11 protein-coding genes and 1 tRNA gene are annotated in these 18,718 nt (G+C 68.2%); 3 read left to right on the top strand and 9 right to left on the bottom strand.

What is annotated here, in order from left to right:
* Positions 1-53 precede the first annotated feature (53 nt).
* Positions 54-127, top strand: a tRNA-Gly gene (locus ACG0Z3_RS08300).
* A 70-nt stretch (positions 128-197) separates the two neighbouring features.
* Here ACG0Z3_RS08300 and ACG0Z3_RS08295 read toward each other — a convergent pair.
* The 3 genes from ACG0Z3_RS08295 to ACG0Z3_RS08285 all read right to left on the bottom strand — a co-directional run bounded on the left by ACG0Z3_RS08295 (position 198) and on the right by ACG0Z3_RS08285 (position 5,534).
* Positions 198-1,136: a diguanylate cyclase gene (locus tag ACG0Z3_RS08295; protein WP_394396803.1), complete on the bottom strand. Its 939-nt coding sequence runs from the start codon at positions 1,134-1,136 to the stop codon at positions 198-200.
* Positions 1,133-3,712 (bottom strand): response regulator, encoded by a 2,580-nt coding sequence (locus ACG0Z3_RS08290; protein ID WP_394396802.1) that lies wholly within the window; start codon positions 3,710-3,712, stop codon positions 1,133-1,135. Before ACG0Z3_RS08290 ends, ACG0Z3_RS08295 begins: the two co-directional genes overlap by 4 nt.
* Positions 3,713-3,866: 154 nt before the next feature.
* On the bottom strand, positions 3,867-5,534 hold the full coding sequence (locus ACG0Z3_RS08285) for a bifunctional metallophosphatase/5'-nucleotidase (protein WP_394396801.1): 1,668 nt from the start codon (positions 5,532-5,534) through the stop codon (positions 3,867-3,869).
* A 408-nt stretch (positions 5,535-5,942) separates the two neighbouring features.
* Here ACG0Z3_RS08285 and ACG0Z3_RS08280 point away from each other — a divergent pair, with 408 nt between their 5' ends.
* Positions 5,943-8,429 carry a TonB-dependent receptor gene (locus ACG0Z3_RS08280; protein WP_394396800.1) on the top strand — a complete coding sequence of 829 codons (2,487 nt, stop codon included), beginning with the start codon at positions 5,943-5,945 and terminating at the stop codon, positions 8,427-8,429.
* A gap of 101 nt (positions 8,430-8,530) precedes the next feature.
* On the opposite strand, the gene ACG0Z3_RS08275 is transcribed toward ACG0Z3_RS08280, so the two are convergent.
* Positions 8,531-10,015: an NAD-dependent succinate-semialdehyde dehydrogenase gene (locus tag ACG0Z3_RS08275; protein ID WP_394396799.1), complete on the bottom strand. Its 1,485-nt coding sequence runs from the start codon at positions 10,013-10,015 to the stop codon at positions 8,531-8,533.
* Positions 10,016-10,122: 107 nt separating this feature from the next.
* Here ACG0Z3_RS08275 and alaS point away from each other — a divergent pair, with 107 nt between their 5' ends.
* Positions 10,123-12,747: an alanine--tRNA ligase gene (gene alaS, locus ACG0Z3_RS08270; RefSeq protein ID WP_394396798.1), complete on the top strand. Its 2,625-nt coding sequence runs from the start codon at positions 10,123-10,125 to the stop codon at positions 12,745-12,747.
* A gap of 75 nt (positions 12,748-12,822) precedes the next feature.
* Here alaS and ACG0Z3_RS08265 read toward each other — a convergent pair whose 3' ends face one another.
* The 5 genes from ACG0Z3_RS08265 to ACG0Z3_RS08245 all read right to left on the bottom strand — a co-directional run bounded on the left by ACG0Z3_RS08265 (position 12,823) and on the right by ACG0Z3_RS08245 (position 18,653).
* Positions 12,823-14,949, bottom strand: a complete 2,127-nt coding sequence (locus ACG0Z3_RS08265; protein ID WP_394396797.1) for a methyl-accepting chemotaxis protein — start codon at positions 14,947-14,949, stop codon at positions 12,823-12,825.
* Positions 14,950-15,054: 105 nt separating this feature from the next.
* Positions 15,055-15,579, bottom strand: coding sequence for a chemotaxis protein CheW (locus tag ACG0Z3_RS08260; RefSeq protein ID WP_394396796.1), 525 nt, complete (start codon positions 15,577-15,579; stop codon positions 15,055-15,057).
* A 31-nt stretch (positions 15,580-15,610) separates the two neighbouring features.
* Positions 15,611-17,746, bottom strand: coding sequence for a chemotaxis protein CheA (locus ACG0Z3_RS08255; RefSeq protein WP_394396795.1), 2,136 nt, complete (start codon positions 17,744-17,746; stop codon positions 15,611-15,613).
* A 25-nt stretch (positions 17,747-17,771) separates the two neighbouring features.
* A complete protein-coding gene (locus ACG0Z3_RS08250) occupies positions 17,772-18,134 on the bottom strand; it encodes a response regulator (RefSeq protein WP_268165303.1) in 363 nt (120 codons plus the stop codon).
* A 51-nt stretch (positions 18,135-18,185) separates the two neighbouring features.
* Positions 18,186-18,653 carry a hypothetical protein gene (locus ACG0Z3_RS08245; protein ID WP_394396794.1) on the bottom strand — a complete coding sequence of 156 codons (468 nt, stop codon included), beginning with the start codon at positions 18,651-18,653 and terminating at the stop codon, positions 18,186-18,188.
* Positions 18,654-18,718 lie beyond the last annotated feature (65 nt).

Here is an 18,718-nt window from a genome sequence, read left to right as displayed (position 1 = left end):
TGTGCGTTTCGTCAGCGCGGGAGCCCCGAAGACGCGCCATAATCCGCGTCGCTGCGGGTGTAGTTCAATGGTAGAACGCTAGCTTCCCAAGCTCGATACGTGGGTTCGATTCCCATCACCCGCTCCAGATCCAGACGCCCCCCGACCGCAAGGTCTGGGGGCGTCGCCGTTTGGGGGGCGAGGGCCAACCGCCAGCCTCAGCTGACCAGCCAGCTGACCCGCCCGCGGCCGGCGGCCTTGGCGAGGTAGAGGGCCTTGTCGGCGTTGTCCAGCAGGTCGGCCGTCTTGGTGCCGGCCGCCACGCCGACGCTGACGGTCACGCCGTCCGCCTGCCCGGGGTGCGGCAGCGCCAGCCCGCGCACGGTGGCTTCCAGCAGCTGCGCCACACCGATGGCGCCGGCCAGGTCGGTGTCGGGCAGCAGGCAGACGAACTCCTCGCCGCCGTAGCGGGCCAGCAGGTCGGTGGGACGGCGCAGGCAGGCGCGCAGCGCAGTGGCGATGCGGCGCAGGCAGTCGTCGCCGGCCAGGTGGCCCAGCGCGTCGTTGTAGCGCTTGAAGTGATCCACATCCACCAGCGCCACCGCCAGTGGCGCCCGCGTCCGCTGGGCACGGCCGGCCTCGGCGGCGAAGCGCTCGTCGAAGTGGCGCCGGTTGTGCATGCCGGTCAGGCCGTCGATGAAGGCCAGTTCGCGCAGCAGGTCGGCCTGGGCCTTGAGCGTGAGCTGCGTGCGCACCCGGGCGCGCACGACGGCGGGGTTGAAGGGCTTGGTGATGAAGTCGGCCGCACCGGCGTCCAGGCCGCGGGTTTCGTCATCCGGGTGGTCCTGCGCCGTGACGAAGACGACCGGGATGGTGCGCAGCAGCGGATCGGCCTTGAGCTCGGCGCACAGCTGGTGGCCGTCCATGCCAGGCATCTGTACGTCCAGCAGCACGAGGTCGGGCTGGCGCTCGCGGCACAGCTTCAGCGCCTGGGCGCCGTCGGTGGCCATGAGCACCTGGCAGTCGGCCGCGAAGACGCGGTGCAAGGCCTGGATGTTGACAGGCTGGTCGTCGACGATGAGCAGGCGTGGGCGCCGCCCGGGCACGCCCGGAGCCGCCGGCAGCGGGCTGAACTGGGGCAGCGAGAGCTGCATCATGGGCGGGCCTCCGGCAGGGTCATGAGGTCGTGGCACAGCGCCAGTGCCGTGTGGAAGTCCAGGGCGGCCATTGCGGCGTCCAGTGCCGGGCGTGCCGAGGGCGGCAGGTCGGTGCGCAGGGCCTGGTGGGCGTCGTGCGCGGCCAGGTCAGAGCCGGCCAGCAGTTCGGCGAGCATGACCAGCCGCTGCGTCAGTGCGCTGGCTTCGCCCGGCGGTGCGATGGGCGGCGACGTTGTCGCAGGCGGCTGCAGCCGAGCGGCCAGGCCGTCAAGCGCGGCGATGTCGGTCTGGCGGCAGGCCTTGAAGCGGGCGTGCCAGTCGTCGTCCAGTTGCTGCGCATGCTCGCCCTCGGCGGCGAGCGCGGCCAGTCGTTGGGCGCCGAGCATGGCGGCCAGGCCGCGGTAACCGTGCAGGCTGCGCGCTGCCACGGCGCCGCCGGTGGCCAGCGCCGGTGTCAGCTGGCGGTCCTGCTCGTGCAGGGCGGCCAGCGTGCGCTCGAAGAGCTCCACGCGGCCCGACATGCGCGCCAGCGCGTCTGGCAACGCGATGCCGGCCTGGTCAGCGTCGTCGATCAGGTCCTGGGGCAGGGCGGGTGTTGCCGTCGCCGAGGCCGGGGCGGGCGTCAGGTCACCGCAGCGTCGGCGCAGAACGGCGACGACGGTGTCGGGGTCGAAGGGCTTGACGATGTGCTCATCCATGCCGGCCTCCAGGCACGCCAGGCGCTCGCTCTCCAGTGCGCTGGCGGTCATGGCGATGACGGGCAGCGCCAGGCCAAGCTGGCGGCGGATGAGTCGCGTGGCCGTGGTGCCGTCCATCACGGGCATCTGCACATCCATCAGCACGGCGTCGAAGTCCGGCCGACCACGGCTGCGTGCGAGCAGCGTCAGCGCCTGCTGGCCGTCGCCGGCCAGCGTGACGCGGGCGCCTTCCAGGGTCAGCAGCTCTCGCGAGACCTGCTGGCCGGCGGGGTTGTCCTCCACCACCAGCAGTCGCAGGCCCGCCAGGCGCTGTGGCGCGGGCTCGGGGGCGGCGCCCGGCGAGCTGCGGGCCAGGCGGGCGGCGTCGACGGCCTGGCTCAACATGGCAGCGGTGATGGGCTTGACGAGGAAGCCGTCCAGCAGCGCCTGCTCGGCCGCGCTGCGCCGGGCCAGGCGCTCGCGGTCATGACTGGTGACCATCAGGATCAACGGCCCGCGCCCGAGCTGGTGGCGCAGCTGCATGGTGGCCTGCCAGCCGTCCATGCCCGGCATGACCCAGTCCAGCAGCACCACGTCGGGCGCGGCCTGCGCGGCCAGTGCCAGCGCCTGGGCGCCGCTGTCGGCCAGTCTGACCTGCCAGCCCAGCGAGCGGGCCAGCGCGCCGATGGTGCGGCGGGCCTCGGCGTGGTCGTCGATGACGAGCACCTGCAGCGGCGTGCCGGCCGGGGCGGCGGGCAGCTCGTCGGGCAGCGGGAAGCGCAGCGAGAAGCTGAACCGGCTGCCGACGCCCGGCTGGCTGTCCAGGTGGATGTCGCCGCCCATGAGCTGCACGAGGCGGCGGCTGATGGCCAGGCCCAGCCCCGTGCCGCCGAAGCGGCGCGCCGTGGAAGCCTCGGCCTGGGTGTAGCCGTCAAAGACGCGCTGCTGCTGCTCGGGGGCAATGCCGATGCCGGTGTCGCGCACGCTGAAGCGCAGCGTGGCGTGGCCGGCCTGCCGCTGCTCGCAATGCACCGAGAGCACGACTTCGCCGGCCGCCGTGAACTTGATCGCGTTGCCCGCGAGGTTGACCAGCACCTGCTGCAGGCGCAGGGCGTCGGCATGGATGACCGGCGGCAGCGCCGGGTCGAGGTCGAACAGCACCTCGATGTCACGCCGTTCCACATGCGCGGCCAGGATGACGGAGAGATCGTGCAGCAGTTCGTCGATCCGCATGGGGTGCGGATCCAGCGTCAGGTGGCCGGCCTCGATCTTGGAGAAGTCCAGCACGTCGTTGAGCAGGCCCAGCAGGCCGCGCGCGGCCCCTTCGCTCTTGACGGCGTAGTCACGCTGGCGGGCGTCCAGCGGCGTCTTCTGCAACAGCCGCAGCATGCCCAGCACGGCGTTCATGGGCGTGCGGATCTCGTGGCTCATGTGGGCCAGCACACGGGTCTTGGCCTGCGATGCTTGTTCTGCGGCGGTGCGGGCCTGGGCGTGGGGGGTCAGGTCGATACAGGTCATCACCAGGCCGCCGTCGGGCAGCGGCGCGGTGCGGGCCTCGACGCGGCGGCCGGCTGCGCAGGAGATCTCCAGCCGGCCGGGCGCGGCCTCGCGGCCCAGTGCGCGCAGGGCGGCAGCGCAGGCGCGCGCGGGTTCGCCGTGGCCGAAGTCGCCCCGCGCCTGCAGCGTGTCGACGAGTTCGTCCAGGTGGGGCGGCGGGGCGCCGGGCGGCAGCGGCGGCAGGTCGAGCAGACGCTGGAACTCAGGGTTGTGCGTCAGCAGCCGGTGCCGGGCGTCGAACACCGCCAGTGCGCAGGGGAGATGGGCCAGGACTGCGTCCGCCGACGGCCCCGCAGCGTGCGCAGACGCAGGCGCGCGAGCGGCGCCTGTGCGTCCTTGCATGTCCCATGCCGCCATCGCTCCCCCGAACCGCTGGCCCCGGCCAACGATGCCGGTCGCTTGAGTCTAGGGGTGGCGGCTGCCCGTGTGTTGCCGGGCGTCGCTGCAAGTGGCGACGTGTTTCCCCTAGGCTACGCTGCGGGTCAGTGCAGCTGGGTCACTCGCGCACGATGCGCCCGGCCTCGATGCGCTCCACCGCCTGCGGCTGGCTGGACAGCAGGGCGACGAGTGCATCGATGTCGGTGCCCAGCACGGCCCGATCGCGGCCATGACGGAAACCGGCTTGCGCGTCGCCGCCTTCGGCCAGGAAGTTGTTGACGACGATGCGGTAGTCCCGGGTGCGCTCCAGCGGCTGGCCGTCGATGAGGATGTCGCCCAGCTGGGCCACGCCGTCGGGGCCGGTGCGCCAGCGGTAGCGCAGCGTCCATGAGGGCTGCAGCAGGCGCGGGGCGGCATCGCCCTTGGGAAGCTGGCGCTGCAGCACGTCCCACAGCTGCTGGCCGGTCATGGTCAGCACGACGATCTCGTTGCCAAAGGGCTGGATGGCCAGCAGGTCGCTCATGGTCGTGGGCTTGCCGGGCTCGACCACCAGGTCGGCGCGGATGCCGCCCGGGTTCATGAAGGCGATGTCGGCCGGGCCGTGCTTGCGGGCGAAGGCCAGCTGGCTGTCGGCGATGAGGTTGCCCAGCGGCGTATCGCCATGCGGCGGCTTGCTGCTGCGCACGGCGCCGCGCGACAGCGTCGCCACGGGCTTCATGCGTGCGGCCTCGGTCAGTGCGGCGGCGCGGGCCACCAGGTCGGCCAGGGCCGGGTTGGGCGCGTAGACGGACTGCAGCACCGGATGGTTCACGGCGCTGGCGGCCAGCACGCGGCCGCTGGCGTCGAGCGTGAGCTTGCTCTCCGTGATCCAGCCGCCGTAGCTGCCGGCCTGAACAACGAGGCGGCCGTTGATCTTGCAGGTGTAGGCCTGGTGGGTGTGGCCGCCGATGATGATGGCGTAGGCCGGGTCCAGGCGCTTGGCGATGTCGTGCACGCGGCCGGTCAGCGTGGGACAGGCGTAGCTGGGATCGTTGGCCGCACCGTCGCGGCCCTGCACGCCGCCCTCATGCATCACGGCGACCAGCACCTGCGCCCCTTCGGCCTTGAGCTGGGGCACCAGCGCGTTCAGCGTGTCCGCCTCGTCGGCGAAGCGCAGGCCCTGGATGGCTTTGGCGACGATGACCTGCGGCGTGTCCTTGGTGGCGACGCCGGCGATGGCGACCTTGAGCGTGCCGGCCTGCCGCATGACATGGGTGGGCAGCAGCGGCTTGCCCGTGGCGGCGTCCAGCACGTTGGCGCCCAGGAAGGGGAAGCCCGGGCCCTTGTAGCCCGGCCACAGGCAGCCGGCGGGCGCGCAGTCGCCGCGCGCCTGGCGCAGCAGCTCGGGCAGGCCGGCGTCCAGCTCGTGGTTGCCCAGGGCGCTGGCACTGATGCCCAGCTGTCCCAGCGCGGCGAGCGTGGGCTCGTCGCGCAGCAGGTTGGAAATCTGCGGCGAGGCGCCGATCAGGTCGCCGCCAGCGACGATGACCGCGTCGGGATTCTTGGCCTTGAGCTGCGCCATGGCGGTAGCAAGGTGCGCCACGCCGCCAGCCGGCTGGGCCTTGACCTCGCCGGTGGCGGGGTCGGGCAGCCGGGGCATCAGCGGCGTGGGTTTGGCGGGCTGGATGTTGCCGTGGAAGTCGTTGATGGACAGCAGCGTCAGCTCGGTCGTGCGAGCGGGCGGTTGGGCGGCGCAGCCGGCGAGCAGGAGGCCGGCGATGACGACGGCGCTGAGGCGGAGTTGCATGGGTGGGAGCCAGGTTCTGAGGAGGGCGCCGATCTTAGGAGCGCGACTGTTGCGGGTGTTTGTCGCGGTTTCACGACAGTGCCCACCCCTTCCTTTGCACGCTGCCTTTGGGGGCTAGCGCGCCCAATCTGGTGCCCCGAAGCCGTCGGAAGGCAGCCGCTTCCCTGGGGAATCCCGGCGGAAGAAGCGTCGACGCCGTGGCCTGTTCAGGCTGTCCGGTGCACTGCCCTGGTGCTCGTCTGCGGGGAGGCGGCTCTAAAAACGGCCACTTCTGACTTACCCGTAAAGTTCTGTCACAGAAAGTCATGACAATTCCGCGTCTGGAGCAAGACGACGCGCATGCGCCGGATCGCCCACCGAATCTGCAAAGCCCCGCGCGGCCTGCCGCGCACATCAGGAGTGATAGGAATGAAGAGCGGACTTTTCTGCAAGACGGCCACGGCCCTGGCCGTTTCCTTGCTGGCCACCGGCACCGTGTATGCGCAGGAAGCAGCTAAGGAAGAAGCTGCCCCGCGCGTCAAGGACGACACGGTTCGTCTGGGCACGATCTCGGTCGTCGGTTCGAGCGCCAAGCTCGGCACCGGCATGATGCTGAATGACGACTCCGTCAAGGGTCGCAGCACGATCACCCAGGCCGCCATGGAAAAGGAACTGGGCACCGGCAATGTGCTGCAGAGCATTGCCCAGCTGCCTGGCGTCAACACCTACAACTACGACGCGACCGGCCTGTTCGGCGGTGACGTGAGCATCCGCGGCTTCGGCTCCGACCAGATCGGCTTCACGGTGAACGGCGTGCCGGTCAACGACTCGGGCGGCTATGCCTTCTACGCCCAGGAAATGATCGACAAGGAGAACGTCTGCACCGCCTCGGTGGCCCAGGGTTCCCCGGAGCTGGAGTCGCCCAACAGCGGCGCCACCGGCGGCGCGGTCAGCATGATCACCTGCGACCCGACCGACAAGCGTCGCGCCCGCTTCACGCAGACCCTCGGCGGCCTGAACCTGAAGCGCACCTTCGTCCGTCTGGACTCGGGCCGTTTCCTGGACAACAAGGCCAAGGTGTTCCTGAGCTACTCGCACGCCGAGGTCGACAAGTGGAAGGGCGTGGGCAAGGCCAAGAAGGACCACATCGACGCCGGCTTCTCGCTGGACCTGAACGAGGACAACCGCATCCTGGGTTCCATCCTCTACAACCGCATGGTCAACCAGAACATCTGGAGCGTCAGCAAGGCGCAGCTGGCCGCCAACGGTTATGGCTTTGACTACGCCGCCACCTTCACGCCGCTGAAGACGCCGGCCGGCGGCACGGCGCAGACGGACGTGGCCCAGTCGCCGCTGTACTACGGCATGGCGCTGAACCCGTTCAAGAACGTGATCGCGTCGGTGTCGGGTTCCTTCAAGGTGGCCAAGGACACCTACCTGAAGGTGCAGCCTTACATGTGGTACGGCTTCGGCAATGGCGGCTGGTCCCAGATGATCCTGGACGAGACGGGCGTGGCCGCAGTCAGCGGCAGCAGCGGCAGCAGCCTGCTCGGCGGTGCTGTCGACATCAACGGCGACGGCGACAAGCTGGACAAGGTGGCCGTGGGCCGCGCCAGCGTGACCAAGACCAACCGTCCCGGCGTGACTGCTGAACTCAGCACCACCATGGGCAACCACTATCTGAAGGCAGGCCTGTGGTTCGAGCGCGCCTCGCACATCCAGACCCAGCCGGCCGTGCGCATCGGCAGCGATGGCGTGCCGCTGGACATCTGGCTGCAGGACGGTTGCATCAAGCGCGTCGACGGCAGCTGCTATGAAGGCCGCAACACGAAGACGATCAGCACGGTGACGCAGGTCTACCTGAACGACCAGGTCACGCTGCTGAACGACCGCGCTTTCATCAACTTCGGCCTGAAGCTGCCGAGCGTGACGCGTGATGTGACCAACATCCGCAACGAGAGCGGCAACCTGTCGTACACGGTGAACCCGACCACGGGCGCCCTGGTGTCCGGCGCGCGTCAGTACCGCGACTACAACATCAAGCGCACCTTCCGCGAAGTGCTGCCGCAGCTCGGCGCCCGCTTCAACCTGGACACGAAGCAGCACGTCTTCATGAACGTGTCCAAGAACTTCCGTGCGCCGCCGAACTTCGCCTACTTCGGCAACTACGTCGGTTTCGTGGCCAATGCGAACACGACCGTCGCCAACGCGGCCGCCACGCCCATCGTGGACATCAAGTCGGAAACCTCGATCATGGTTGACGCCGGCTGGCGCTTCCAGTCGCGTGACGTGACGATCTCGGCCACGGTGTTCAGCTCCGACTTCAAGGACCGCCAGGTTCAGGCCACGGACCCGAACACGCAGATCAGCACCTACGTGAACGCGGGCGGCACGAAGAACCGTGGTCTCGAGCTCGAGATCGGCAGCGGCGTCTTCAACGGCTTCTCGGCCTATGGCTCGGTGACGGTCCAGAAGAGCCGCATCAAGGAAGACCTGAAGGTCACGACCACCGGCTTCCTGCCGATCGCTGGCAAGCAGTTCGGCCGTACGCCTGAAGAGATGGCCGCCCTGTCGCTGCAGTACGAGCAAGGCCCGGTCTACGCCCGCCTGAAGGGCAAGTTCACCGGCGGCCAGTACGTCGACCTGATGAACCAGGAAAAGGCGCCCGCCTACACGACGCTGGACCTGGACGCTGGCTACAAGTTCGGCAGCTGGGGCATGCTGAAGAACCCGCAGCTGCGCCTGAACGTGTCCAACCTGGGCAACAAGAAGTACCTCAGCCCGTCGTCCATCTTGACCAATGCGGCCGCCACGACGCTGAAGGGTTCGAACGCGAACTACAACCCGTCCACCCAGTTCTACTACCTGGGCTCCCCGCGTCTGACCTCGCTGACCTTCAGCGTCGACCTCGAGTAAGCCGTAAGCACCAAGGCTGCCGGGCGCACCCTGCCCGGTCAGCCGTTTCGGCAACCGCGCGTGCAGCCACAAGCTGCCGCGCGGTTTTTTTTGCCTGCGCGTCAGCGGTGCAGGTCGCCCAGGCAGATGTACTTCACCTCGACATAGTCCTCCAGCCCCTGGCGCGCGCCCTCGCGGCCCAGGCCCGATTGCTTCACGCCGCCGAAGGGAACCTCGGCCGTCGAGATCAGCCCGGTGTTGACGCCCACCATGCCGTACTCCAGCGCCTCGCTGACGCGGAAGATGCGGCCGATGTCGCGGCTGTAGAAGTAGCTGGCGAGGCCGAACTCGGTGGCGTTGGCCAGCGCGATGGCGTCCGCCTCGGTCTGGAACTTGAACACTGGCGCGACCGGGCCGAAGGTCTCCTCGCGCGAGCACAGCATCTGCGGCGTGGCGTCGGCCAGCAGCGTGGGCTCGAAGAAGCTGCCGGCCGCCGCTTCTATCCGTTTGCCGCCGGCCAGCACCTTGGCGCCCAGCGCGATGGCGTCGGCGACATGCGTCTCGACCTTCTGCAGCGCGGCCTCGTCGATGAGCGGCCCGACATGGACGCCGGCTTCAAAGCCGTTGCCGGTCTTGAGCTGCGCCACACGCGCGGCGAACTTCTCCAGGAAGGCGTCGTAGACGCTGGCCTGCACGTACAGGCGGTTGACACAGACGCAGGTCTGGCCGGCGTTGCGGTACTTGCTGGCGATGGCGCCTTCCACGGCCGAGTCCAGGTCAGCGTCGTCGAAGACGATGAAGGGTGCGTTGCCGCCCAGCTCCAGGCTGAGTTTCTTGATGGTCGGGGCGCACTGCGCCATCAGGAGGCGGCCCACCTCGGTGCTGCCCGTAAAGGACAGGTGGCGCACCACGTCGCTCGCGCACAGCAGCTTGCCGATCTCGATGGACTGCTGCGCGTCCGCCGTCAGCACGTTCAGCACGCCGGCCGGCATGCCGGCGCGCTGCGCCAGCTCGGCGGCGGCCAGCGCCGTCAGCGGCGTGGCCTCGGCAGGCTTGATGATGACCGTGCAGCCCGCCGCCAGCGCCGGCGCGACCTTGCGCGTGATCATCGCCAGCGGGAAGTTCCACGGGGTGATGGCCGCGCAGACGCCCACGGCCTGCTTGATGACGAGGTAGCGCTTGGTGGGGTCGGTGGTGGGGATGGTCTCGCCGTAGACGCGCTTGGCTTCTTCCGCGAACCAGTCCAGGAAGCTGGCGCCGTAGACCACCTCGCCACGCGCCTCGGCCAGCGGCTTGCCTTGCTCGGCCGTCATCAGCCGGGCCAGGTCGTCGGCGTGCTTGACCAGCAGCTGCTGCCAGCGCACAAGCACCGCGGCGCGCTCGCGGGCGGGCTTGGCGCGCCAGGCGGCCAGCGCATTGGCGGCGGCGGCGATGGCCGTCTCCACCTCGGTGCGGCCCAGGTTGGGCACCTGGGCGAGCTCGCGGCCGGTGGCCGGGTCGGTCACGGCGAAGGTGGCGGCAGCACCCACCCATTCGCCATTGATCAAGGCTTGCGTGCGCAGCAGGCCGGGGTTCTCCAGCGCGTCCAGCGGGGAATTCGCGTCCATCGGGGCTTCTCCAGTCGATTTGGCAACCACTCTAACCGTGGCGGGCGAGGCCCCCTCTCTACAATCAGTCCTCTTTGTCACCGCCCATTTCCACAGGAAGCCGCTGAATGAAAGCCGCCGAGATCCGCCAGACCTTTCTGAAGTTCTTCGAGTCGAAAGGCCACCAGATCGTCGCCTCCAGCCCCGTGGTGCCTGGTGACGACCCGACGCTGCTGTTCACCAACGCGGGCATGAATCAGTTCAAGGACGTGTTCCTGGGCTTTGACAAGCGCGCCTACACCCGTGCCACCACCAGCCAGAAGTGCATCCGTGCCGGCGGCAAGCACAACGACCTGGACAACGTCGGCTACACGGCGCGCCATCACACCTTCTTCGAGATGCTGGGCAACTTCAGCTTTGGCGACTACTTCAAGAAGGACGCCATCTCCTACGCGTGGGAGCTGCTGACCGTCCACTTCAAGCTGCCAGCCGAGAAGCTGTGGGTCACCGTCTACGAGGAAGACGACGAGGCCTACGAGATCTGGAACAAGACGGTGGGTGTGCCCGCGGAGCGCATCGTGCGCATCGGCGACAACAAGGGCGCGCGCTACATGTCCGACAACTTCTGGATGATGGGCGACACGGGCCCCTGCGGCCCATGCACCGAGATCTTCTACGACCACGGCCCCGACGTGGCCGGCGGCCCCCCGGGCTCGGCTGAGCAGGACGGCGACCGCTACATCGAGATCTGGAACAACGTCTTCATGCAGTTCAACCGAACGGAAGACGGTGTCATGCACCGCCTTCCGAAGCCGTCGGTGGACACCGGCATGGGCCTGGAGCGCCTGGCTGCCGTGCTGCAGCACGTGCACAGCAACTACGAGATCGACACCTTCGCCCATCTGCTGGCGGCCGCCAAGTCGGCGGTGGACGCCGCCGGCGGCGGTGACTGCGATGCCGCCAGCCCGTCGCTGAAGGTCATTGCCGACCACATCCGTGCCTGCTCGTTCACGGTGGTGGACGGCGTCATCCCCGGCAATGCCGGCCGCGGCTACGTGCTGCGCCGCATCGCTCGCCGCGCCATCCGCCACGGCTACAAGTTGGGCGCGCGCACGCCCTTCTTCCACAAGCTGGTGGCCGCGCTGGCCGCCGAGATGGGTGATGCCTATCCCGAGCTGCGCCAGTCCGAGAAGCGCGTCACCGACGTGCTGAAGCAGGAAGAGGAGCGCTTCTTCCAGACCATCGCCACCGGCATGGAGATCCTGGAAGGCGCGCTGGCCCAGGGCGGCAACGTGGACGGCGATACCGCCTTCAAGCTGCACGACACCTACGGCTTCCCGGTCGACCTGACCGCCGACGTCTGCCGCGAGCGCGGCGTGACGGTGGACGAGGGGCGCTTCCATGAGCTGCTGGAAGAGCAGAAGAACCGCGCCCGCGCGGCGGGCAAGTTCAAGATGGCGCAAGGCCTGGCCTACAGCGGTGCGGCTACCCAGTTCCATGGCTACGAGCACTTGGTCTGCGAGACGAGCAAGGTCACGGCCATCTACATCGATGGCGCCCCTGTCGACGCGGCCCACGCCGGTGACGATGCCGTCATCGTGCTCGACCACACCCCCTTCTACGCCGAGAGCGGCGGCCAGGCAGGTGACGCCGGCGACCTGCGCAACGGCACGACGCGCGTCGTCGTGGCCGATACGCTGAAGATCCAGGCCGACGTGTTCGGCCACCACGGCCAGGTCGTCGAAGGCTCGGTCAAGGTCGGTGATGTCTTCACCGCCCGCGTCGACGCCGAGCGCCGCATCAAGACCGTGCGCAACCACAGCGCCACCCACCTGATGCACAAGGCGCTGCGCGAGGTGCTGGGCGCCCACGTGCAGCAAAAGGGCTCGCTGGTGACGGCGGAGCGCACTCGCTTCGACTTTGCGCACAACGCACCCATGACGGCCGAGGAGATCCGCGAAGTCGAGGCCCTCGTCAACGCCGAGATCCTCGCCAACGCGGGCGCGTCCGCCCAGGTCATGGCCCTGGAGGATGCGCAGAAGTCCGGCGCGATGATGCTGTTCGGCGAGAAGTACGGCGAGACCGTGCGCGTGCTGAGCATCGGCAGCTCCAAGGAACTCTGCGGCGGCACGCACGTGAAGGCGACAGGCGACATCGGCCTGTTCAAGATCGTGGCCGAGTCGGGCGTCGCGGCCGGCATCCGCCGCGTCGAGGCCGTCACCGGCGACAACGCGCTGACCTATCTGCAGATGCTCGAGACCACGGTGCAGGGCGCCGCGATGACGCTCAAGACCACGCCGCACGAGCTGGGCCAGCGTCTGCACGCCGTGCTGGAGCAGGTGCGCCAGCTGGAGAAGGAACTGACGGCCGCCAAGAGCAAGCTGGCCTCCGCCCAGGGCGACGAGCTGCTGGCTCAGGCCGTGGACGTGAAGGGTCTCAAGGTGCTGGCCGCCAGGCTCGAAGGCGCCGACGCCAAGACGCTGCGCGAGACCATGGACAAGCTCAAGGACAAGCTCAAGACGGCCGCCATCGTGCTGGCCGCCGTGGACGGCGACAAGGTGCAGATCGCGGCCGGCGTGACGGCCGACAGCACGGGCAAGGTCAAGGCCGGCGAGCTGGTGAACTTCGTTGCTCAGCAGGTGGGCGGCAAGGGCGGTGGCAAGCCCGACCTGGCCATGGCCGGCGGCACGTTGCCGGCCGGTGTGCCGGCGGCGCTGCAAAGCGTGGTGGCCTGGGTGTCTGAGCGCGTCTGACGCGCAGCCCGCCTCCCGGCGGGCACTGCTGCCAAGAACAAGGCCCGCTCATGGCGGGCCTTGTCGTTGGTGGGATCAGAAGGTTTCCCAGTCGCCGCTGTCGGCCGCGGGCGCTGCGGCGGGAGGTGGCGGTCGCACGGGCGTCGTCGCAGCCGGTTTGGCCGGCGCAGGCCGGGAGGCTGGCGCCTTCGCGGCGCGGCTTGCTGCGGGCGCTGGGGCAGGGGGCTTCACCGCCGGTGGTGCGGGCCGCACGGTGGCCGGCCGGGCCTGTGCCTGGGTCTGGTGGCCGCTCACGCGGAATACTGACACGGCCTCGATCAGGCGCTGGGCCTGCTCCTTCAGGCTCTCGGCAGCGGCGGCCGACTCTTCCACCAGGGCCGCGTTCTGCTGCGTCATCTGGTCCAGCTGAACGACGGAGGTGTTGACGGTGGCGATGCCGTCGCTCTGTTCGGTGGCGGCGGAGCTGATCTCGCCGATGATGTCCTGCACCCGCTGCACGCTGGCGACGATCTCTTCCATGGTCGTGCCGGCTGCCTCGACCAGCCGACTGCCGTTCTCGACGCGCTCGACGCTGTTGCCGATCAGTGTCTTGATCTCCTTGGCCGCCTCGGCGCTGCGGCCGGCCAGCGAGCGAACTTCGCCGGCGACCACGGCGAACCCGCGGCCCTGTTCACCCGCGCGGGCAGCCTCGACGGCCGCGTTCAGCGCAAGGATGTTGGTCTGGAAGGCGATGCCGTCGATGGTGCCGATGATGTCGGCGATGCGCTTGCTGGCCGTGTTGATCTCGTCCATGGTCGTGACGACCTGGCCCACCACCTCGCCGCCCCGGGTGGCGGCGGACACGGCGGACTGCACCAGCTGGTTGGCCGTCTGGGCCGACTCGGCCGTCTGGCGCACCGTACCGGTGAGCTGGCTCATCGATGACGCAGCGTTCTGCAGGTTGCTGGCCGTTTGCTCTGTGCGCTGGCTCAGGTCCAGGTTGCCGCTGGCGATCTCGGTGCTGGCCGTGCCTATGCTGTCGACCGAGTGGCGCACGGTGCCGATGGTGTCGGCCAGCCGCTGGCGCATGCGCTCGGCGTCCTGGATCAGCACGCCGATCTCGTCGTTGCGGGTGCTGGAGACCGGCTGGCTCAGGTCGCCATCGGCGATGGCGCCCACGGCCCGCTGCAGCACGGCCAGCGGCTGCGCCACCCAGCGGCGCATCAGCCACAGCAGGCCCAGGCCCAGGCCGAACGCGGTGAAGGCCAGCGCGCCCCAGAAGAACCAGAGCATGGCGCGGCCCGCCGCCTGGGCTTCGCTGCGCGCCACCTGGGAGACCACCCAGTAGCCCGTCCTGTCGCTCCTGCGCGCCACCGCGAAGTTGTCGCTTTTCCCGTTGCCGAGCGCGTCGGGCGCATCCTTGAGGATGACGGCGCTTTCCTTCTGCTCGGCGAGCGTCTGCGCCAGACCCGGGGCAAGGTCCGACAGCAGCTTGCCCTTGGCCGTGGGATGGCTTGCCAGCGTCGCCTTGGCGGGGTCCTTGGGCATGCTGACGATGTAGGTGCCGCCGTGCTCGAAGAAGCGGGCATCGAGGGCCATGCGGTCCATTGCCGCTTCGAATGCACCGAGGTCATAGCCGATGAACAGGATGCCCACCAGCTTGCCGGCGTCGTCCTTTACGGGCTCGTAGTGCGTCATGTAGGCGCGACCGAAGAGCATCGCGCGGCCCGTGTAGGGCTTGCCGGCCGTGACGGCCGCGTAGGCCTTGCTCTGCTGGTCGAGCAGCGTGCCCATCGCGCGCTCGCCCTTCTCGTTCTTCAGTGACGTCGTGATCCGCACGAAATCGGCACCCTTGGCGGCGAACACCGTCGCCACCCCGCCGCTGGCCGCCGCGAACTTGTCGACCTGAGTGAAGTTGCCGTTGAGTTTCGGCCCCCAGTCGCGCAGGTCACCGGTGGACTCGTCGAGCGTGAAACTGGGGCCGAATTCCTGGCGGAAAGACCCGAAGTTGCGCTGCGTCTGCTTGGCGGCCACCTCGTCCATGGCCCCCATTGCATCGACCAGTGAGGCGGCCTTGTCGCCGACCCAGGCGTGGACCTGCTCGTCCAAGGCTCGCCGCAACATGGCGCCCACGATCAGGCTGACGATGAGCAGCACTATCGCCACCGCAGCGGCGCCGGAGATGGACACCTGTCGGGCAATGGAGCGGGCAGGTTGGCTCATGAGACTCTCCCGATGGCCATGACCATGGCCATGGACAGGAACTGCCGCTGCCGTTCATGCGAGCATGAGCGGCCTGAGGGGGCGTGACCGCCCCTCTCCGAGGTATCAGGCGGCGATGGCCGCTTCCATCAGGCCCATGTCGGCACTGCTCATCAGGCCCTCGATGTCCATCAGGATCAGCATGCGCTCGCCCACCGCGCCGATGCCCGTGATGAAGCTGGTGTCGACTGAGGCGGCATTCAGCTCCGGGGCCGGCCTGATGGCGTCGCGGTTCAGTTCGAGCACATCGGACACGGAGTCCACCACGGCACCGACGACGCGGTTTTTCACGTTGAGCACGATGACAACGGTGAAGCTGTTGTACTCAGCGGTTGCGCAGTTCAGCTTCAGGCGCAGGTCGACGATGGGGACGATGACACCGCGCAGGTTGACGACGCCCTTGATGAAGTCGGGCGCATTGGCGATGCGGGTCGGCTGCTCGTAGGAGCGGATTTCCTGCACTTTCAGGATGTCTATTCCGTACTCCTCCGAACCGAGCCGGAAGGTCAGATATTCGCCGCTCTTGGGGCCGTGGGCTTTGGCTGCCACTGCGCCGGGCTGGCGAAGGGCGGGGACGTTGCTGGCTTCCATGCGAACCTCTCTGTCTGTATTGGTTGGGTTGTTAATGGCGCGAGCGGCGCACGAGGCTGCCGACGTCCAGGATCAGCGCCACGCGGCCGTCACCCATGATGGTGGCGCCGGACACATCATTGACCTTGCGGTAGTTGGCTTCCAGGTTTTTCACGACGACCTGTTGCTGGCCGAGCAGCTCGTCCACCAGCAGCGCGACGCGGCCGCCTTCGGCCTCCACGACGACCATGATGGAGCTGACATGTTCGAAGTCGAAGCGCGGCACGTCGAAGACCTTCTCGAGCTCGATGACGGGCATGTACTCGTCACGCACCTCGACGACGCGACCAGAGCCGGCGACGGTCTTGATGGTGTCGGCCTGCACCTGGAAAGACTCAACGACGGAGGACAGCGGCAGGATGTAGCACTCGTCGCCCACGCCCACGCTCATGCCGTCCATGATGGCGAGTGTGAGCGGCAGGCGCACAGAGACCTTCATGCCGTAGCCCTCGGCGGAGTCGATCTCCACCGTGCCACCCAGCGAGGTGATGTTTTTCTTGACCACGTCCATGCCGACGCCGCGGCCGGAGACGTCCGTCACCTGCTCGGCGGTGGAGAAACCCGGGGCGAAGATCAGGCCCCAGCATTCCGCGTCGGTCATGGAGTCCGGCGCGTCGATGCCCTTCTCGCGGGCCTTCTTGATCAGCTTCTCGCGGTTCAGGCCGCGGCCGTCGTCGCGAACCTCGATGACGATGCTGCCGCCCTGGTGGGACGCGACCAGCGTGATCGTGCCCTGCTCGGACTTGCCCTTGGCGAGGCGGTCGGCCGGCATCTCGATGCCATGGTCGCAGCTGTTTCGCACCAGGTGGGTCAGCGGGTCGGTGATCTTCTCGACCAGGCTCTTGTCCAGCTCGGTGGCTTCACCTTGCGTGACCAGTTCGACCTTCTTGCCCAGCTTGGCAGCCAGGTCGCGCAGCATGCGTGGGAAGCGATTGAACACCGTTGACATCGGAATCATGCGGATCGACATGACCGATTCCTGCAGGTCGCGCGTGTTGCGCTCCAGGTCGGCAAGACCGGATGTCAGCTGCTGGTACAGCGCAGGGTCGAGTTCGCGGCTGTTCTGGGCCAGCATGGCCTGCGTGATGACGAGCTCGCCAACCAGGTTGATGAGCTGGTCGACCTTCTCGATGGAGACGCGCAGCGTGGTCTGGTCCATGCCGCCACCGGCCGGCTTGGCATCCGACTTGGCGGGGGCGGCTGCAGGCCTCGCTGCAACGATTGCGGCCGTCGTCACTGGTGCCGCAGCAGGCGCCTCCGCTGTGGCGCCGGAGGGGACGCCGGGGGCATCGCTGAAGAAGCCGTAGCCGGGGTCTGCGGAAGGCGCTTCTGCCGGCGGTGCACCGGGTGCGCCGTCATAGAAGCCGAAGCCCGGGCCCAGCGGCGTCAGCTTGACCTGTTCGCGGGCGACATGGAAGGTGAAGAGGTCCAGCAGGTCGTTGTCGCTGGAACCGGTCAGGACCTTGAAGCGGCGCATGCCGTCCGAGCTCTGACCGGCGTCCAGCGGCTCGATGGTGCCGAGGTCGGTGATTTCCTTGAACAGGTCAACGAGGTTGTCTGCGACGCTGGGATCGGACAGCGGCCCGACCTGCAGCTCCAGCAGTCGTGTGCCAGCCGGCACAGCGTCTGCCGGGGCCGGTGCGTTGACTGGTGTTGGCGTGGGGGCCGGCGCGGCGGCCTTGGGGGCCGCCGCCGCAGGTGCAGCGCCGCCCTCGACGAAGGCCTTGATGTTGGCGAGCAGGTCGGCGGTGTCGACCGGGTCGGCGCCGGAACCCTGATGACGGCCCAACTGCGCGCGCAAGGCGTCGCCTGACTGCAGCAGTACGTCCACCATGGCGGCGTTGGGTTGCAGTTCATGGCGGCGCAGCTTGTCCAGCAGCGTCTCCATTTGGTGGGTCAGCTCGGCAACGTCGCTGAAGCCAAACGTCGCCGCGCCACCCTTGATGGAGTGGGCGCAGCGGAAGATGGCGTTCAGTTCCTCGTCGTCTGCCGCCTCGACGTTCACGTTGAGCAGCAACTGCTCCATGTTGTCGAGGTTCTCACCGGCTTCTTCGAAGAAGACCTGGTAGAACTGGCTGAGGTCGATGCCAGCGCTGATGCTGGCGCCTTCGGTGGTCATGTCACCCATGGCTGGTGCTCCCCTGAAACCGGCTTCAGCGAATGACCTTGCCGATCACTTCGATCAGCTTGGCCGGATCGAACGGCTTGACCAGCCAGCCGGTGGCGCCAGCGGCGCGGCCGGCCTGCTTCATCGTGTCGCTGGACTCGGTGGTCAGGATCAGGATGGGCGTGGTCTTGAACTTCGGGTTCTCGCGCAGCTTCTTGGTGAGGCTGATGCCATCCATGCGCGGCATGTTCTGGTCGGTCAGCACGAGGTCGAAATCACGCTGGCCGGACTTTTCCCAGGCATCCTGCCCGTCCACTGCTTCCACCACATTGAAGCCGGCGTTCTTGAGCGTGAAGGCCACCATCTGGCGCATCGAGGCCGAATCGTCGACAGCGAGGATTGAGTGCATTTGAGTTTTCTCCGAGAGAGAGTTTGCCTGGGAGGCTTGTGAAGCGGGGGTTCAGAAAAGTTCGATGGAGCCGGCGTCCATCTCGTCCTGCGTGACCGGGTTGGGGCGCAGCGGCGCGATCTCGACGACGGCGGCGCCGTCCTCGTCGTCCGTGCCGAAGGTGTCGCGCGCCAACTGGTCGGCGCAGTTGCGCAGGCGCTGGCTGGTGTGGGCGATCAACTGCGTGGCCATGTCCTGGAACTGCAGGGCGGTGATGGCGCTGGCGATGTCTTGCATGATGTGCTTGAGCCCGTCGGCAGCGGGGCCGCCGTCGGTGCCGCTGAGCAGCGACATGGCTTGGTTTGACGCGCTGTAGAAATGCGTGGACAGAGCCTCGCCCGCGTCATCTAGCAGGCGCTGCAGCCGCTCAAGGTCGTTCGTCACCGTCATCAGGTGATCCTGCAGCTCTGCAGCTGCAAGCAGCGGCATGGCCGTCAGGGCATCGTCTAATTTGACTTCGGTGAGGTTGTCTGTCTGCATCGTGTCTCCGCGAGGGGATGCTGCTTCTTGTCACATGACCCTGCGGATCCATCAGGGCGAATCAA

Origin of the sequence: Pelomonas margarita (assembly GCF_043555875.1) — a bacterium.
GTDB classification, from domain to species: Bacteria; Pseudomonadota; Gammaproteobacteria; order Burkholderiales; family Burkholderiaceae_C; genus Pelomonas; species Pelomonas margarita.
Note: the sequence above shows the minus strand (reverse complement) of the source record. Positions and strands in the feature narration are given on the sequence as shown.

What these genes read in the sequence shown, in the direction of transcription:
- ACG0Z3_RS08295 (WP_394396803.1), bottom strand. Translation starts at nt 1,136, where the DNA reads ATGATGCAGCTCTCGCTGCCCCAGTTCAGCCCGCTGCCGGCGGCTCCG.
- ACG0Z3_RS08290 (WP_394396802.1), bottom strand. Translation starts at nt 3,712, where the DNA reads ATGCAAGGACGCACAGGCGCCGCTCGCGCGCCTGCGTCTGCGCACGCT.
- ACG0Z3_RS08285 (WP_394396801.1), bottom strand. Translation starts at nt 5,534, where the DNA reads ATGCAACTCCGCCTCAGCGCCGTCGTCATCGCCGGCCTCCTGCTCGCC.
- ACG0Z3_RS08280 (WP_394396800.1), top strand. Translation starts at nt 5,943, where the DNA reads ATGAAGAGCGGACTTTTCTGCAAGACGGCCACGGCCCTGGCCGTTTCC.
- ACG0Z3_RS08275 (WP_394396799.1), bottom strand. Translation starts at nt 10,015, where the DNA reads ATGGACGCGAATTCCCCGCTGGACGCGCTGGAGAACCCCGGCCTGCTG.
- alaS (WP_394396798.1), top strand. Translation starts at nt 10,123, where the DNA reads ATGAAAGCCGCCGAGATCCGCCAGACCTTTCTGAAGTTCTTCGAGTCG.
- ACG0Z3_RS08265 (WP_394396797.1), bottom strand. Translation starts at nt 14,949, where the DNA reads ATGAGCCAACCTGCCCGCTCCATTGCCCGACAGGTGTCCATCTCCGGC.
- ACG0Z3_RS08260 (WP_394396796.1), bottom strand. Translation starts at nt 15,579, where the DNA reads ATGGAAGCCAGCAACGTCCCCGCCCTTCGCCAGCCCGGCGCAGTGGCA.
- ACG0Z3_RS08255 (WP_394396795.1), bottom strand. Translation starts at nt 17,746, where the DNA reads ATGGGTGACATGACCACCGAAGGCGCCAGCATCAGCGCTGGCATCGAC.
- ACG0Z3_RS08250 (WP_268165303.1), bottom strand. Translation starts at nt 18,134, where the DNA reads ATGCACTCAATCCTCGCTGTCGACGATTCGGCCTCGATGCGCCAGATG.
- ACG0Z3_RS08245 (WP_394396794.1), bottom strand. Translation starts at nt 18,653, where the DNA reads ATGCAGACAGACAACCTCACCGAAGTCAAATTAGACGATGCCCTGACG.